13 protein-coding genes are annotated in these 15,328 nt (G+C 59.6%); 2 read left to right on the top strand and 11 right to left on the bottom strand.

Annotation, left to right across the window (positions count from 1 at the left end; all coding sequences use genetic code 11):
- Together gacA and BOP93_RS09870 are read right to left on the bottom strand one after the other, a co-directional pair.
- Entirely contained in the window at positions 1–642 is a 642-nt protein-coding gene (gene gacA / locus BOP93_RS09875; RefSeq protein WP_104502451.1) for a response regulator transcription factor GacA, read from the bottom strand.
- Between the two features lie 152 nt (positions 643–794).
- Positions 795–1,160 carry a helix-turn-helix domain-containing protein gene (locus BOP93_RS09870; RefSeq protein ID WP_104502450.1) on the bottom strand — a complete coding sequence of 122 codons (366 nt, stop codon included), beginning with the start codon at positions 1,158–1,160 and terminating at the stop codon, positions 795–797.
- Between the two features lie 82 nt (positions 1,161–1,242).
- On the opposite strand from BOP93_RS09870, the gene BOP93_RS09865 reads away from it, so the two are divergent.
- Positions 1,243–1,482: a DNA-binding protein gene (locus BOP93_RS09865; protein ID WP_104502449.1), complete on the top strand. Its 240-nt coding sequence runs from the start codon at positions 1,243–1,245 to the stop codon at positions 1,480–1,482.
- A 35-nt stretch (positions 1,483–1,517) separates the two neighbouring features.
- Here the strand turns inward: BOP93_RS09865 and BOP93_RS09860 are convergent, their stop codons facing one another.
- Positions 1,518–1,949, bottom strand: a complete 432-nt coding sequence (locus BOP93_RS09860) for a GNAT family N-acetyltransferase (RefSeq protein WP_104502448.1) — start codon at positions 1,947–1,949, stop codon at positions 1,518–1,520.
- Between the two features lie 657 nt (positions 1,950–2,606).
- Between BOP93_RS09860 and BOP93_RS09855 the strand changes: the two genes are divergently transcribed.
- Positions 2,607–3,671, top strand: coding sequence for a 3-deoxy-7-phosphoheptulonate synthase (locus BOP93_RS09855; RefSeq protein ID WP_104502447.1), 1,065 nt, complete (start codon positions 2,607–2,609; stop codon positions 3,669–3,671).
- On the opposite strand, the gene BOP93_RS09850 is transcribed toward BOP93_RS09855, so the two are convergent.
- The 8 genes from BOP93_RS09850 to BOP93_RS09815 form a co-directional block, all read right to left on the bottom strand.
- The gene (locus BOP93_RS09850; protein WP_104502446.1) at positions 3,668–4,090 is read right to left on the bottom strand and encodes a chemotaxis protein CheY; all 423 of its coding nucleotides are present in this window, start codon (positions 4,088–4,090) and stop codon (positions 3,668–3,670) included. The two genes, BOP93_RS09855 and BOP93_RS09850, sit on opposite strands and share 4 nt — an antisense overlap.
- Positions 4,091–4,224: 134 nt before the next feature.
- Positions 4,225–7,839 (bottom strand): transporter substrate-binding domain-containing protein, encoded by a 3,615-nt coding sequence (locus tag BOP93_RS09845; RefSeq protein ID WP_104502445.1) that lies wholly within the window; start codon positions 7,837–7,839, stop codon positions 4,225–4,227.
- Positions 7,840–7,845: 6 nt separating this feature from the next.
- A complete protein-coding gene (locus BOP93_RS09840; RefSeq protein ID WP_104502444.1) occupies positions 7,846–8,472 on the bottom strand; it encodes a response regulator transcription factor in 627 nt (208 codons plus the stop codon).
- 303 nt (positions 8,473–8,775) lie between these two features.
- Positions 8,776–9,492 carry an MgtC/SapB family protein gene (locus BOP93_RS09835; protein ID WP_104502443.1) on the bottom strand — a complete coding sequence of 239 codons (717 nt, stop codon included), beginning with the start codon at positions 9,490–9,492 and terminating at the stop codon, positions 8,776–8,778.
- A 37-nt stretch (positions 9,493–9,529) separates the two neighbouring features.
- Positions 9,530–12,235: a magnesium-translocating P-type ATPase gene (mgtA, locus tag BOP93_RS09830; protein WP_104502442.1), complete on the bottom strand. Its 2,706-nt coding sequence runs from the start codon at positions 12,233–12,235 to the stop codon at positions 9,530–9,532.
- 981 nt (positions 12,236–13,216) lie between these two features.
- Entirely contained in the window at positions 13,217–13,816 is a 600-nt protein-coding gene (locus BOP93_RS09825) for a GNAT family N-acetyltransferase (protein WP_104502441.1), read from the bottom strand.
- An 11-nt stretch (positions 13,817–13,827) separates the two neighbouring features.
- Positions 13,828–14,172, bottom strand: coding sequence for an FKBP-type peptidyl-prolyl cis-trans isomerase (locus BOP93_RS09820; RefSeq protein ID WP_104502440.1), 345 nt, complete (start codon positions 14,170–14,172; stop codon positions 13,828–13,830).
- A gap of 513 nt (positions 14,173–14,685) precedes the next feature.
- Entirely contained in the window at positions 14,686–15,306 is a 621-nt protein-coding gene (locus BOP93_RS09815; protein WP_065952253.1) for a hypothetical protein, read from the bottom strand.
- Between the last annotated feature and the right edge of the window lie 22 nt (positions 15,307–15,328).

Below are 15,328 nucleotides of genomic sequence, written 5' to 3'. Positions count from 1 at the left end.
TCAGGCGCTGGCGTCCACCATGCCGTGGCGTACCGCGAGCAGGGTCAATTCAACATCACTGCTGATGGCGAGTTTCTCGAAGATGCGGTAGCGGTAGGTGTTCACGGTCTTGGGCGACAGGCACAATTTGTCAGATATCGACTGTACCTTCTGACAACCGACGATCATCAAGGCGATCTGGATTTCCCGCTCCGACAGCGCGTCAAACGGCGAATCGCTGGTGGGCTGGAAAGATTTGATGGCCAACTGCTGGGCAATCTGCGGGCTGATGTAGCGCTGACCCGCAAAAACCAGGCGAATGGCTTGCACCATCTCCGACAGGCCTGCACCTTTGGTGAGGTAACCTGCTGCGCCCGCCTGCAAAAGACGCGTAGGAAAAGGATCTTCCTCGCACACGGTTACCACCACAACCTTGATATCCGGATGGCTGCGCAATAATTTGGTAGTGGCGCCCAGACCGCCGATCCCCGGCATCTTGACGTCCATCAGCACCACATCGGGTTTCAACTCCCGGGCCTTGATCAGAGACTCCTCTCCCGACTCGGCCTGGCCGACTACTTGCAGGCCATCGATGTCAGCCAGCATTCGTGTAATGCCTGTACGAACGAGATCATGGTCATCGACTACTAGCACCCTAATCAAGCAGACACCTCGCGATATGGTCTTTATAGGTTGCTGAACACCTTAACAAAAAACCTGGGCGCAGACCTAGCCGCTGGCGTCATATATATGGAGTTTGACCGCTCCGGACACGCCCACCGGCCGGTGGACGCCCGGATTTGCTGGGCAAAAGGTCAGGAATCCTGGGGATGCGGCTTGGTTTTTCCATTCCGGGAAAGGGAATGCTCGGCCAGGGTCGACGTCAGGCGGCGGATCGCATCCTGGTCCTCCTTGAACATCGCCCGGTAATCAACCAGTACTTTCTCTTCAAGCTGGCTTAGATTTTCCAGTTGAATCGGCGTAGCAGTCCCGGTCAGCACGTACAGGATATCCACGCCTCTCTCGGCCACACGAGATAAATAGTCGGCCTTGGGCACACGCCCACCACTTTCATATTTGCCTTGTGCGTTGGCTTCAACGCCTCCGATTTCACCAAAAACTTTTTGCGACAGGCCGAGTCGCTCTCTTTCTTGCCTTAAACGCGAACCGATTCCACTCATTTGGATGCATGATCCTATTTGCCCCCCCCCAAGAGGTGACACTCTCATCTCTTCGTTAAACGAACTTGAACGGTTTTGAACTATGCCCGGAATCCGTACTGCTGCACAAGCCAAGGCCTGGCTGGAACATCAAGGGAAGTCAGTTCAGGCGTTCGCCCGTGAACACGGCGTCGATCCGGCCATCACCTATCAAGTGCTCGCTGGGCGCAAAAAGGGACGGCGTGGGGAGGCCCATAAGGTAGCGATCCTTTTGGGCATGAAAGAGGGGATCATCCTCGCTGAGGCTGATGGTCAGGACAACGAACAGGAAGTCGGCTCCTGACCCAGTATGCGCTTATCAGGCGCCGGCGCATGTTTTTAGCTTGAGCGACAGACGCGCTCCATTCGCCAGAAGCTGTCTTCTTCACCGACAACACTGAATCCCATGCGCTCATAAAACTGTTTGGCCGGATTGGTCTTGAATACGGTCAAGCGCAACAATCCTGGCGTGCAGGCCTTCAGAGCCATGTGTTGCAACACCCAGCTACCGGCACCGAGCCCACGGTACTGCTCGAGCATATGCAGCTCGCGGATATAGAGCGCTTTGCTGTCACGACTCAGACTGATGAACCCCAGCACGCTGTCATCCTGGCAAATTATCCAGTTTTCCCGACCGGCCCAGGCTGTATCGAAGCCATCGTTGGACCACAGCAGTTGGTTTTGCACGTAATAATGGCTCATCGTCTGATGCGTCAGAGTGCGTGCAAAGGACAAGTCCTGATCTGTTGCAGCGCGCAAATGGAACGTCATTTACGAAGCGCCCCCAGCGCACCAAGGGTCAAGGCAGTCATGGTCGGTTCCCGGCACTCAATGTAGAGCTTCATCATATCGGTACTCGCCACATAGCCGTAAGCCCCTTTGCTCCATTGAAATTACTGATTGAATCCATCTGCGCAGCTCTAGTAAGCTGCCCACCATTATTTGGAGACTTACCATGTTGCCACTCACCCACACTCAGGTTTGCCCTGCCGCCAGCGCCTCGCGCTCGGTGTCGGCTACCCGCGTGAACGGTTCGAGCGCACTGGTCAGCTTTTATTTTGGGTATTGGTTTAGCCACTGGCGCGCCTGATACCTGAAATCGGCGCCCACTACTCAAGGGGTCGCCTGCCAGAGAAATCTAACCCCCGGTCGGCTTCCCGACCGGGGGTTTTGTTTTTTCAGGCCCTGATAATTTTGTTCAATCACACACACTTGAAGGAATCACCACATGAACTACGCCACCTATTACCGCTACGACACTTGTGCTGCATGGCGATTTAGCCAGCTCCGTTCGGGACAGCCTGCCGCCTCCGATCGGTCACCTCTTGGTGGCAAGCCAACACACGTAGCCAATACGGCCAATTGTCGAACACCCCAGTAGGCCAGGCGCGCGGGATTTGCCCGCCGCTTGCCCAGGAAACCATGAATATGAACGCCTCTGTCGCAGCTTTACCCGTCTCTACCCTGAACAGCGCCAACGAAGCCCTGACCCAGCGCCTGCCCAATGCCCATGAGCTCAAGCATCAGTTGCCTCTCAGCCCGTTCCTCAATGAACAGGTGCATGCCCATCGCCAAGCCGTGCGCGCTATCCTCAATGGTCAGGACTCACGCTTGCTGGTGATTGTCGGCCCGTGCTCGATACACGACCCGCAGTCGGCTATGGAATACGCGCGCAACCTGAAGAAGCTGGCGCTTGAAGTCAGCGACCAGATGCTGCTGGTCATCCGCGCCTACGTCGAAAAACCTCGCACCACCATTGGCTGGAAAGGCCTGGCTTACGATCCGCATCTCGATGGCAGCGATGACATGGCCGCAGGCCTGGCCCTGTCTCGGGAACTGATGCGTGAAATGCTGCGCCTGGGCTTGCCGGTCGCCACCGAGCTGCTGCAACCCATGGCCGCTGGCTACTTCGATGACCTGCTCAGTTGGGTCGCGATTGGCGCGCGTACCACCGAATCGCAGATCCACCGCGAAATGGCCAGCGGCCTGGGCATGCCCGTGGGTTTCAAAAACGGGACCGACGGCGGCGTTGCGATTGCCTGTGACGCGATGCGCTCGGCCTCGCACCCGCACCGCCACTTCGGCGTCGACAGCCAGGGGCACCCGGCCATCATCCAGACTCCGGGCAACCCCGACACTCACCTGGTGCTGCGCGGCGGACACCGTGGGCCGAACTACGATGCGCAGAGTGTGTGCCAGGTGAAACAAGACCTGGCCAAGTCCAAGATCGCTGCACGGATCATGGTCGATTGCAGCCATGCCAACAGCGGCAAGGACCCGCTGCGCCAGCCGGCGGTGTTCAACGAGGTGCTGGAGCAGCGCTTGCAGGGTGACACGTCGTTGATTGGCATGATGCTCGAAAGTCACCTGTTCGAAGGATGCCAGCCTCTGAGCCCATCAATGAAATACGGTGTGTCGGTAACCGATGGTTGCCTGGGTTGGACGAGCACAGAGCAGTTGCTGCGCAGCGCCGCCGTGCGCCTTCGCGACTAGGCTCCGACCGCCGGCTGGCGGGATAATGCCCTTAACCACGGCAAAACCCGCAAGCCGGTCATGGCGTGGGGAGGGTCGATGATCTCCATGAAATGTTCGAGATCGACGTTGTCCGGCACGCCCGGCAGGCGTACCGATACGGTCGGCATGGCGTCGGCGGGTGCGCTCAGGCCCAGGTTGTCGTATACCAAGACATGGCGTGCCTGAGGGTTGGGCCCGCTCGCATGGGCCGCCAGCCCCGCATTGATGATCAGCACATCAAAGGGTTCGGCCGGAATGGCGGTGAGAATCTGGACTTCCTCGAACGTCTGCACCGGTATAATCCGGTAGTAGCCCAACTGGTTGAGCATTTTTTCGATGTACAACCGTTGCAAGTGCAGATCATCGGCGATCAGGATGGTCAGTGCTTTGTTCGGCATGGCAAACCCCTGGGCAGGCAGCGCTCGTCAGTGAGCGTCGCCCATTTTCCAGACAAATCCTGAAGACAAAATCAGGCATATTCCCCCTTCACGTAGGACTTCTCCCAAAAACTCCAAATGGCCATTCATCGAGATCAAGGCTGATTGCAATAAAGACTCAGCCCTCCATGCAAAGCGACGATCGCTTCCTCTACCGCATCGGTCGCCGCCTCCAGCGCGTTGCGGTCTTGCCTTTCACAGACAGCCTCCAGCGCTTCACAGCGAGCTATCAGCACCTGGGCCTTGACCATTCGCGCACCGCCCTTGGCCCGATGTGCAAGGTCGTGCAACCTGGCGAAGTCAGCCTTGCGCCGCAGCGCCGGCAATAGCACCCGGTCCGCCTCCAGGCTGTCGAGCAAGGGTATCAAAAGCTCTGCGAGTGCGTGGTGGTCATCTCCTGTCAACGTGATCAGGGTGCTCAAATCAAACGTCGCAGCTTCAGGGCTGGGGGTGTAAGTGGAACGCGATGCCAGCGCCACGCGCAAATCGTCGATCCCGGTGGGTTTGAAGAGGCAGCCATCCATACCCGCCTGCCGGCAGCGCTCGGCCTCCTCGGGCTGCGCATTGGCGGTGAACCCCAGAAGCAGGCACGGTGCCAGGCCTCGTTCACGCTCCAGTACGCGGATCTCCCGTGCCAGCTGGTAGCCATTCTTGAACGGCATATTGCAGTCGGTAATAACGCCGTCGAACTGCCCCGTGCGCCAGTGCTCGAGCCCTTGAACGCCGTCCTCGGCCGTGGTGATGCGATGCCCCAGGAAACTTAACTGCCGAGCCAGCAGCAACCGGTTGGCCGGGTAGTCGTCCACCACCAGAATACTCAAGGCATGGGGCGGCGTGACTGGGGCGCTCGCCGCCGTCTCTTCCTGCGGCAATACTGCGGTCATGAGTAAAGCCAACGTCACATCCAGCCGGGTGCCCTGTCCCAGCACACTGCTCAAGTGCAGACGCCCGCCCATCATTTCGCACAAGTTGCGGCTGATCACCAGCCCCAGGCCGGAGCCGCTACGCGCAGATTGCTCACCATTGCTACCCTGGATGAAGGGGCTGAACAGGCGCAACTGGTCCTGGGCACTGATGCCTATTCCGGTGTCCTGCACCCATAATTGCAGTTTCAGGTGCTCCCCTTCGAACGCCGCATGCGCACCGAGCGTGACCTGGCCGTTGTGGGTAAACTTGATGGCATTGCTCAGCAGATTCGAGACCACCTGCTTGAAACGCAGTGGGTCAACCAGCACCACGCGATCGATCGATGGACCAAGTTCAACCTGCAGCGCCAACCCTTTGGCCCGCGCCAAACCTTCAAACACGCGTGCCACCGACGTCAGTAATTCGTGCAGATTGGCCGGTTCCAGGACCAACGACAGATGACCGGATTCGATCCGCGCGATATCCAGAATATCGCCGATCAATTCCAGCATGCCGCGCGAAGCTTCCGACGCCACCTCCAGCGCGTCCCGGTCCGCCAAGCCCTGCTCTGCATTCTTCAGCGCCAGTTCAATCATGCCGATCACCGCATTCATTGGGGTGCGGATCTCGTGGCTCATGGTCGCCAGAAAAGTCGTCTTGGCCCGGTTGGCGGCGTCGGCATCGTCTTTGGCTTCCTGCAACTGCCCCAACAATTGCTGGCGCTCGCTGACGTCCACCCACCCGGCAATCATGCCCACCACTTTCTCGTCACCGTCACGGTAGGGCAACATCCATTGATAGATGGTCAAGGCCTCGCCACTGGGCAACTTGAGAATGCGGTCATGAATCTGTGGCTCGCCTTCGGCCATCAAGCGCAGGTAATCCTGATGGAACGACTGAGCCTGCGGCAGGTTACCGGCGTCGGTTTCAACCACGGTTTTACCAATCACGTCTTCAAGCTTGTAGCCAAATACGTCGAGGTAAGCGTTGTTGCAGGCCATCAAGCGCCCTTGGCGGTCACGCACATAAATCGGATGGGGGGTGCCGTCGATCAATACGCTCATAAAGCGCATCTGGTCGCTCAAGGCCCGTTCGGCCTGGACGCGCTTGCGAATCAGACCGCGCAGATAAATGGCCCAGCTCAGCGTGACGATCAATAACAGCGCGGCCAGCCCGAATCCCTGAATGATCACGTTGCGGTGGCGCAGCCAATAACTGTCTTCGATAATCACCTCGCTGCGCCACTGGGCAATCATCTCATCCATTTCCTGCGGGGTGATGCTCAGCAGCGCCTTGTCGAGGATCGAATAAAGCTCCAACTGACTGCGGTTGACCCCGAAGGTAATACGCGCAGGTTCGGAGCCTACCGTGCTGGTGATGCGCAGCCGATCGCGGTAATACCGGGCGATCATATAGCGCGCACTGATCAGCGAATTGACTGCCGCCTCCGCTTCGCCCCTGGCCACCATCGCCATCGCTTGCTCCGCACTGTCTACATCGATAAACACGACGCCGGGAAAGTCCCGCGAGATAGTGTCGCGCAACCCGTTTCCGCTGATCATCGCCAGGCGTTTACCCACCATATCTTCCAATGTGACAGGACTGTGTTCATCCCCCCGGGTTACCAGCACCAGGGCGTTGGTCAGGTAGGGCCGGGTAAACCGCACCTTTTCGGCGCGTTCGACGCTGGGAGTCACGACCGCCAGCATATCCGCCGCGCCCGTGCTGACCTGGTCGATCTGACCCGGTATCGAGTCGCCTGGCACCACGTCGAACTTCAAGCCGGTGCGCAGGCTGATCCGTGACAGCACCTCGGCGCTCAGTCCCTCGAACCGCCCCTCGTCATCGATGACTGACAGCGGCAGGAGTTTGTCGAGCACCGCAACCTTGACCCGCGGATGCTTGAGGAGCCAGCGTTGTTCACTGGCACTCAGGTGCAGGCGGCCAGTACCGACAATTCCGAGGTTGCCACCACTCCAGCGGCGCAATATTTCCATCTGCTCACCGGCGGGAATCGCCTCCAGCGCCGCGTTGATGATCGGCGGCAGCCGCGTATTCTCCCGGGCGAACGCAAAGGCGAACGGGTTGACTTCTAGAGTGGAAAAATCCGCCATGCGCACGATATTGAGCTGGTTTCGGTTGATCAGGTAATTGGTACTGATGGCATCGCCCAGATACACATCGGCACGCCCAAACGCCACTGCGCCGATCGCCTCGAAGGCCGACGAAAACAATTCCACCCGGGCGCGGGGGTAAAAAGTCCGTACCACCTCCGGTTGCAGATAGTGATAAAGCATCGCAACGCGCTTGCCCGCCAAGTCATCACTCAGCGCCTGGCTGTCGTTGGTGCGGGTCACCAGGGTGGGTTGGTCGTTGGCGTAGGAGCGAGACAGGATCAGTTGCGGGTCGCCCGCTTCATAGCCGTTGGCCGAACCGAGGAAATCCACGTCGCCTCGCTTGAGGGCCTCGATCACTTCATCACGGGTTTCGTAACACCTGACCTCAATGGGAATATTCAGGGCCTGGCTGATCAGTGCCGCAAAATCGGCGGTAATCCCTTCAAGCTCTTCACGGTTATTGGTCAGGTCAAACGGCGCGTAATCGGGCGCAGACACCCCCATCAGCAACCTGCGCCGTTCGCGCAACCAGCGCCAGTCGGTCTCTTGCAACGTAACGATGGGAGGGTCAATACGAGAGTGGCCCAGTAGCCGCAAAACATTGGGCTCATCAAGGGCCATCGCGACCATGGGCAACAGGCTCAACCAGAGAAAGGTGGCGAACCGCTTGAACGCGATGGCGATCATTTCGAATCAGATCAGATGATTGCGCTGGGCAAATTTGGACAGGTGCACCACTGAGGACATCCGTAACTTCTCCTTGAGACGCGTCTTGTAAGTACTGATGGTCTTGTGGCTCAACAGCATGTCTTCAGCAATTTCCTTGTTGCCCAGCCCCAGGGCCAGCTTCTGCAAAACGGTCAATTCGCGGTCCGAGAGGCACTCGATCATCTGCCGTTCGGTTTCCTGCAGGTCGTCACGGCGTACCGAGCTGGTGGGCAGGCTCGGAAAACAGCTGTAGCCCGACTGGATCGCTCGGATGGCCTTTTGCAGTTCATCCAGCTCGCCGGTCTTGGCCACGAATCCCATGGCCCCGGCGCGCATGCAACGGGTGGAAAAAAATACGGCCAGGTAGGAGGTCAGCACCAGGATCCTGCACGGCAGGCCCAGTGCCTTGATCCGGCTGATCACCTCCAGCCCACCCAGCTTGGGCATCGCCAGGTCAAGGATGATCAGCTCGGGACGTTGCTCCCGGGCCAATTGCATTGCATCCGCACCGTCACCCGCCTGATAAATCTCATCGAATCCTTCCAGCTTCAGCAGATGCTTGACCGTCGCACGTATAAACGGATGGTCATCCACGATTAATGCTTTGCTCATACACACCCCTAGGTGATCGACATACCCTTACACATCAAATGGGACCTGGGTACCTGTGAGAAATGACAGTTCCGACAAACGGTGCTGCCCCCCCTCAGGACGATAACCACTCGCAGCCTGGCCCCTTCCATTGAAACATCACGAGCAACCACGGCAGGCGCAGAACGAGCGGCCAGCCGTAAGTGCCCAACCTTAACAATGCAATGACGTTTTGATTGAAGGGATAGTCCTGACTACTTGTAGGATTTTTCCTCAGGAAAAGCCTAGTCGATATTGGCACACAGGGCCGTGCATACAGGCGGATCAGTCGGTGGTGCTGGGACTCCAGAACGCCTGCACCACCAGGCTGGAGGTGGAAATACGCGCCACCAATGCGTCCAGCTCGTCACCGTCGACCGACGTCGCGGCGAGAGTGGCCTCTATTTCGACCTCTTCGCTGCCGAAGGGTCGTACGTCGACATCGCTGGCCGGGTAGTTGCACCGCGCCAGCTCGGCTTCCAACAGCACCATGACAGCCTGTTGCTGGCTACGCCGCGCGATGACATAGAGAATGTTGGTCACCTCGGCCGAGACCACGTCCAGCGGCTGACGGTTGATGTTATTGACGATCGGTCGCAGCAAGGTATTGGCCGCCAGTACGAACAGCGTTCCCAGCAGCGCTTCAAGAATCAGGTCGGCCCCCGCACAGGCGCCGACCGCGGCCGAAGCCCACAGGGTGGCGGCCGTATTGAGCCCGCGCACATTGCCCTCTTCGCGCATGATCACCCCGGCCCCCAGAAAGCCGATACCCGATACCACGTACGCGACCACGCGCACCGCGCCTTCCGCCCCACCCAGCCGATTGGCCATGTCGACAAAAATCGCCGCGCCGACCGCCACCAGCACGTTCGTTCGCAAACCGGCGGTGCGTTGGCGGTACTGGCGCTCGAAGCCGATCAGACCGCCGAGAACAAACGCGGCGGTGAGGCTGACGACGGTGTCGACCAGGGAGCCGAGGTTGATGTTGTTGATTGCCTGCATAAAAAATCTCCATGACTGCTGCGGCAACTGGCCCCTGTTACTGCCAGCCAAACTTGCGGATGTAGTAGCCCTTCACCGCCTGGGTCAGTGCCATGTAGGCCAGCAGAATCACGGGCAGGAACACAAAGTACAGCGACGGCAGTGCTTGCAACTTGAAGTAATGCGCCAATGGCCCCATCGGCAGAAAGATCCCGACGGCCATGATCACGCCCGTCATCACCATCAGCGGCATCGCCGCGCGGCTTTGCAGGAACGGGATTTTCGGGGTGCGGATCATGTGCACGATCAAGGTCTGGGTAAGCAGCCCCACCACGAACCAGCCCGACTGGAACAGGGTCTGGTGGTCCGGGGTGTTGGCATCGAACACATACCACATGAGTGCGAACGTGGTGATGTCAAAGATCGAGCTGATCGGCCCGAAGAACAGCATGAAGCGGCCCACATCCGCCGGCTGCCAACGTTGCGGCTTGGCGAGCATGTCTTCGTCGACGTTGTCGAATGGAATTGCGATCTGCGAGATGTCATACAGCAGGTTCTGCACCAGCAGATGCATCGGCAGCATCGGCAGGAACGGAATGAACGCACTCGCCACCAGCACTGAAAACACATTGCCGAAGTTGGAACTGGCGGTCATCTTGATGTACTTGAGCATGTTGGCGAAGGTGCGCCGACCTTCCAGCACGCCCTCTTCCAGGACCATCAGGCTCTTTTCCAACAGGATGATGTCAGCAGCTTCCTTGGCGATGTCCACTGCGCTGTCCACCGAAATGCCGATATCCGCAGTACGCAGCGCCGGTGCATCGTTGATGCCGTCCCCCATGAACCCCACCACGTGCCCGTTGGCCTTGAGCAGACGCACGATGCGTTCCTTGTGGCTGGGCGTGAGCCTGGCGAACACGTTGGTGGTTTCCACCGCCTGCGCCAGCTCGGCATCGGTCATGTCTTCGATAGCGTTGCCCATCAGCAGCCCTTGTTGCTCCAGGCCCACTTCCCGGCAGATCTTCGCCGTGACCAGTTCGTTGTCGCCGGTCAGTACTTTTACCGCGACGCCATGGGCCTTCAGGGCCTTGAGGGCGGGCGCGGTACTTTCCTTGGGCGGGTCGAGAAACGCCACGTAGCCGATCAGGGTCAGGTTGCTTTCATCCGCCAGGGTGTAGGTATCACGCCCGGCCGGCATCGGCTGCGCCGCGACTGCCACCACGCGCAGGCCTTCTTCGTTGAAGGCCGCGGTGACCTGGCGAATGCGCGCCAGCAGCTCTGGCGTCAGCGCTTCATTGACGTCGCCATGGCGCACGCTGGTGCACACCGACAAAATCTCCTCCACCGCGCCCTTGCAGATCAACAGGTGCGGCTGGTCCTGCTCAGCCACCACCACCGACATGCGACGACGGTTGAAGTCGAACGGAATTTCGTCAACCTTCTGAAACGCGGTACCGACTTTCAATTCACGATGGATCTCCACGTGCTCGAGCACGGCCACATCCAGCAGATTTTTCAAACCGGTCTGGTAGTAGCTGTTGAGGTAGGCCATTTCCAGCACATCGTCAGACTCCCGCCCCCACACATCCACGTGGCGCGCCAGGAAAATCCTGTCCTGGGTGAGCGTGCCGGTCTTGTCGGTGCACAACACATCCATGGCGCCGAAGTTCTGGATCGCGTCCAGGCGCTTGACGATGACCTTCTTGCGCGACAGGAACACCGCGCCCTTGGCCAACGTCGAGGTGACGATCATCGGCAGCATTTCGGGGGTAAGGCCCACGGCAATCGACAGCGCGAACAGCAACGCTTCGGTCCAGTCACCCTTGGTGAACCCATTGATGAACAACACCAGCGGTGCCATCACGAACATGAAGCGGATCAGCAGCCAGCTGACCTTGTTGACCCCCTGCTGGAACGAGGTGGTGGCGCGGTCGGTTGCCGTGACACGTTGCGCCAACGCACCGAAGTAAGTGCTGTTGCCCGTAGCAAGAATCACCGCCGTGGCGGCGCCGGACACCACGTTGGTGCCCATGAACAGGATGTTTTCCAGATCCAGCGGGTTGCGGGTATGGGCATCCTGCTGCTGGGCGAACTTCTCCACCGGCATGGATTCACCGGTCATCGCCGCCTGGCTGACGAACAGGTCCTTGGCATTGATTACGCGGCAATCGGCGGGAATCATGTCGCCGGCCGACAACACAATCAGATCGCCCGGCACCAACTGCCTGATCGGCAGTTCAAGACGCTTGGCCGCGTCCCGACGAAACACGGTCGCCGTGTTGCTGACCATTGCTTTCAACGCGTCGGCGGCCTTGTTCGACTTGGCTTCCTGCCAGAAGCGCAACAGGGTCGACAGCACCACCATGGAGAAAATCACCGTGGCCGCCTTCATGTCCTCGGTCAGCCAGGAGATTACCGCCAGCAAGGTCAGCAGCAGATTGAACGGGTTTTTATAGCAGTGCCACAGGTGCACCCACCAGGGCAGCGGCTGCTCGTGCTCGACCTCATTGAGCCCATATTGCCCGCGCAGCGCGTCGGCCTCCTGGGTGTTCAGCCCCTCGGCATGGCTGCCCAGCCTGCCCAGCAGTTGCACGGCACTGCCGTTGGCTGCGGCCACCAGGGTTTGGGCCAGGCTGGGCGGTACTTCGCGGCTGACACTGGCGTCGGTCACGGTCTCCAGCATCGCCAGGCGGCGAAAATGCCGAGCAATGTGCCGGGTCCGCAGGAAGCCGGCGAAGAACTCTTTGAGTAGGCTGAGGTTCATGGTGTTACTCCTGCGCGAGGAAAAACCCGTCGTGCAGGTACTGGCCGCCCGCGCCGTGCCCGTCAAACACAGGCACAGCCGAACCTGGCCCGCCCGCCGTAAAAGGCAGGCACGTCCGTAGCCTCCCGAGTCAACTCAGGTGCTGGTCAGCGTCGATGAGAGAGGATCAGGCAGTTGCCAGGACTGGCCACTGCCGGGATGCCGCTTCTCGCTTTTGTGGCGAGACAACGGCATCTGAAACATGCGCGTTACCTTGCCAAGTAGGTGCCGGTTACCGAAACCGGCCGACGACTGTCACTCGAACAAGTACCCACTGAGGGTCTCCGCTATTGATGAAAACGCGCGAAGCTTACGCCGCGATGTTGCCAGAGTAAACCGTAGGAAAGTGTCTGCATGGGGAATAAGAAAATTCTTCAGGATGGGTTCAGGAACGCCGTCCTCAACCACACCGGCGAGTACATGTGGGAGGGGGCTTGCCCTCGATAGCGGTGCATCAGTCAAGATATCAGTGGCTGATACTCCGCCATCGGGGGCAAGCCCCCTCCCACATTTGGATCGCAGCGCATCAGTTAGATAGCCGTCGGCTGTGAGGCTGTCAGCCGCCTGGCCACAGGTCCGACGCCGTACCGCCATTTACTGTGGGAGGGGGCTTGCCCCCGAAGACGGTACATCAGCAAGATATCAGTGGCTGACACTCCGCCATCAGGGGCAAGCCCCCTCCCACATTTGGACCGCAGCGCATCAGTTAGATAGCCGTCGGCTGTGAGGCTGTCAGCCGCCTGGCCACAGGTCCGACGCCGTACCGCCATTTACTGTGGGAGGGGGCTTGCCCCCGAAGACGGTGCGTCAGTTACGAATTCACTGCCTGATACACCGCAATCCCAGGCATTGACGCCCAAGGGGCGAAAGGCGCTGTACGGCAGATTTGGAATCAGGGTTGAGGAGACATCAGGCGCCTTGCACTGATGAGACCGGTACAGGTTACCGGGTGCTGGGTCGGTCCCGCTCAACCCGCGCCAGGTAGCCGTCAATGGTCCCGTTGCGCAGCGGCTTGATCTGGATAGAGACCCTGTTCACCTGAAGACCCATCGCGATGCCCTCTCGGGTTCGCACCTGCACATACCCAAGCCTGGGCCAAAAGCGCTCGGCCCTGGTATTGCCCACCACCACCGTCAACCGCAGCCACTGGGCGCCCTTCGCCGCCGCCCATGCCTCAAGGTCCGAGTGCAAGCGCTGCGCCAGCCCGCTGCCGTGCCAGCGCGTATGCACCAGCAGCAACCCGATATGCCATACCCCGGCGGCGAGCAGATCCGCGGCGATATTCACCACAGCGACCAGTTGATCCTGCGCATCGCGGTAACCCAGCCAGTACATGCGGCTGCAATGCCAACCTGCGGGTAATTGGCCGCGCAACTCGTCCCGCGCTTCGGTCGGGGTAGCCGGTTCACCGTTCACTGCGATGAAGTAATCCGGCGCCTGTGCAAAAAACTGCTGCAGCTCAGCCTCATTGCCGCCAAGCAGCTCGACCACCTGAATGCCTTCGAGGGAGCAGCCAGGCAACACATGTGGATCAACATCCATATTCAATCCCTTCAATCATCCCGCGTCAGCACTTCCACCAATTCAATTTCGAAACGCAGATTGCTGTTCGGCTTGATATGCGCGCCCATCGAGCGCTCGCCATAGGCCAGGTGCGCCGGTACATACAACGTGCGCACACCGCCAACCTGCATGCCCATCAAGCCTTGGTCCCAGCCCTTGATCACGCGGCCGGTGCCGATCACGCACTGGAACGGCTTGCCCCGCTCCCACGACGAATCGAACACCGTGCCATCTTCCAGTGTGCCGGTGTATTGGGTGGTGATCAGCGCGCCCTTGACCACGGTTTTGCCGGTGCCCAGGCGGATGTCGGTGACCTGCAGTTCGTCGTTGCTCATGGGAGTCTCATTGGAAGCGTGAAAGGCTGGGGTTTTCCCAGAATCGGCGGGGTTTGGCAAGTGTAGGAACAGTCATCTGGTGGAAATGGCACAAAACCAAATGTGGAAGGGGGCTTGCTCCCGATAGCGGTGCATCAGTCGAGATATCAGTGGCTGACACTCCGCCATCGGGGGCAAGCCCCCTCCCACATTTGGACCGCAGCGCATCAGTCAGATAGCAGTCGGCTGTAAGGCTGTCAGCGGCATCGCCACGGGCCCGTCGCCGTATCGCCATTAACTGTGGGAGGGGGCTTGCCCCCTCCCACATTTGGACCGCAGCGCATCAGTCAGATAGCCGTCGGCTGTGAGGCTGTCAGCGGCATCGCCACAGGTCCGGCGCCGTACCGGCATTTACTGTGGGAGGGGGCTTGCCCCCGATAGCGGTGCATCAGTCGCAACATCAGTGGCTGACACTCCCCCATCGGGGGCAAGCCCCCTCCCACATTTTGATTTGCATGCATCCAGCGCAGTGCTTTACAACCAATGCCAGAACCGGCTCCAGAACCCTCGCCCCAACTCATCCTTGCACCCGGCATATTGCCGCGCATACAGCTGCGAACGCGCCTGTACCTTGCTCGCCACCGGCAGCAGCCACGCTTTGCTGGCGTAGGTGCGCTGGCGGTAGCCGCCCCAGCCTTCGTGGTAGTTAAGGTACTGGCCGTAGGCGTCGTATTTGTAGACGCCGTTGATGGTGTAGGTCTTGTCCATGTACCAACCGATGAAGTCGATGGCGTCGTCGAAATCCTCGCGGTCGGCGCCGCTGCGGCCGGTGCTTTTGCGGTAGTCATTCCATACCTCATCCTTGGCCTGGGCATAGCCGGACGCCGTGGACACGCGGCCCCAGGGGATGATCCACAGCAGGTATTTACGCGGGGTCTTGGCGTCGTAGCGAAAGCCCGACTCCTGATACATGATCGCGAACGGCACCTGGATGGGCACGCCCCAGCGCTTTTGCGTGACCTTGGCGGCGTCGTACCAGTCGTCCTTTTCGCGGAAGATGCCGCAGATGTCGTTGGGCGTGCGTGGCGGCGAGGTGCCGCACGCCGCCAACAGAGAGGTGAGTAATAACAGTCCGACGGCTTTGCCTGCGCTCAAGGGGCACCTTTGCGTGATACGC

It is taken from the genome of Pseudomonas orientalis (genome assembly GCF_002934065.1).
In the GTDB taxonomy this organism is placed as follows: Bacteria; Pseudomonadota; Gammaproteobacteria; order Pseudomonadales; family Pseudomonadaceae; genus Aquipseudomonas; species Aquipseudomonas orientalis_A.
Note: the sequence above shows the minus strand (reverse complement) of the source record. Positions and strands in the feature narration are given on the sequence as shown.

Coding starts and splice junctions, on each gene's coding strand:
- BOP93_RS09870 (WP_104502450.1), bottom strand. CDS start 1,160: ATGAGTGGAATCGGTTCGCGTTTAAGGCAAGAAAGAGAGCGACTCGGC.
- BOP93_RS09865 (WP_104502449.1), top strand. CDS start 1,243: ATGCCCGGAATCCGTACTGCTGCACAAGCCAAGGCCTGGCTGGAACAT.
- BOP93_RS09860 (WP_104502448.1), bottom strand. CDS start 1,949: ATGACGTTCCATTTGCGCGCTGCAACAGATCAGGACTTGTCCTTTGCA.
- BOP93_RS09855 (WP_104502447.1), top strand. CDS start 2,607: ATGAACGCCTCTGTCGCAGCTTTACCCGTCTCTACCCTGAACAGCGCC.
- BOP93_RS09850 (WP_104502446.1), bottom strand. CDS start 4,090: ATGCCGAACAAAGCACTGACCATCCTGATCGCCGATGATCTGCACTTG.
- BOP93_RS09845 (WP_104502445.1), bottom strand. CDS start 7,839: ATGATCGCCATCGCGTTCAAGCGGTTCGCCACCTTTCTCTGGTTGAGC.
- BOP93_RS09840 (WP_104502444.1), bottom strand. CDS start 8,472: ATGAGCAAAGCATTAATCGTGGATGACCATCCGTTTATACGTGCGACG.
- BOP93_RS09835 (WP_104502443.1), bottom strand. CDS start 9,492: ATGCAGGCAATCAACAACATCAACCTCGGCTCCCTGGTCGACACCGTC.
- mgtA (WP_104502442.1), bottom strand. CDS start 12,235: ATGAACCTCAGCCTACTCAAAGAGTTCTTCGCCGGCTTCCTGCGGACC.
- BOP93_RS09825 (WP_104502441.1), bottom strand. CDS start 13,816: ATGGATGTTGATCCACATGTGTTGCCTGGCTGCTCCCTCGAAGGCATT.
- BOP93_RS09820 (WP_104502440.1), bottom strand. CDS start 14,172: ATGAGCAACGACGAACTGCAGGTCACCGACATCCGCCTGGGCACCGGC.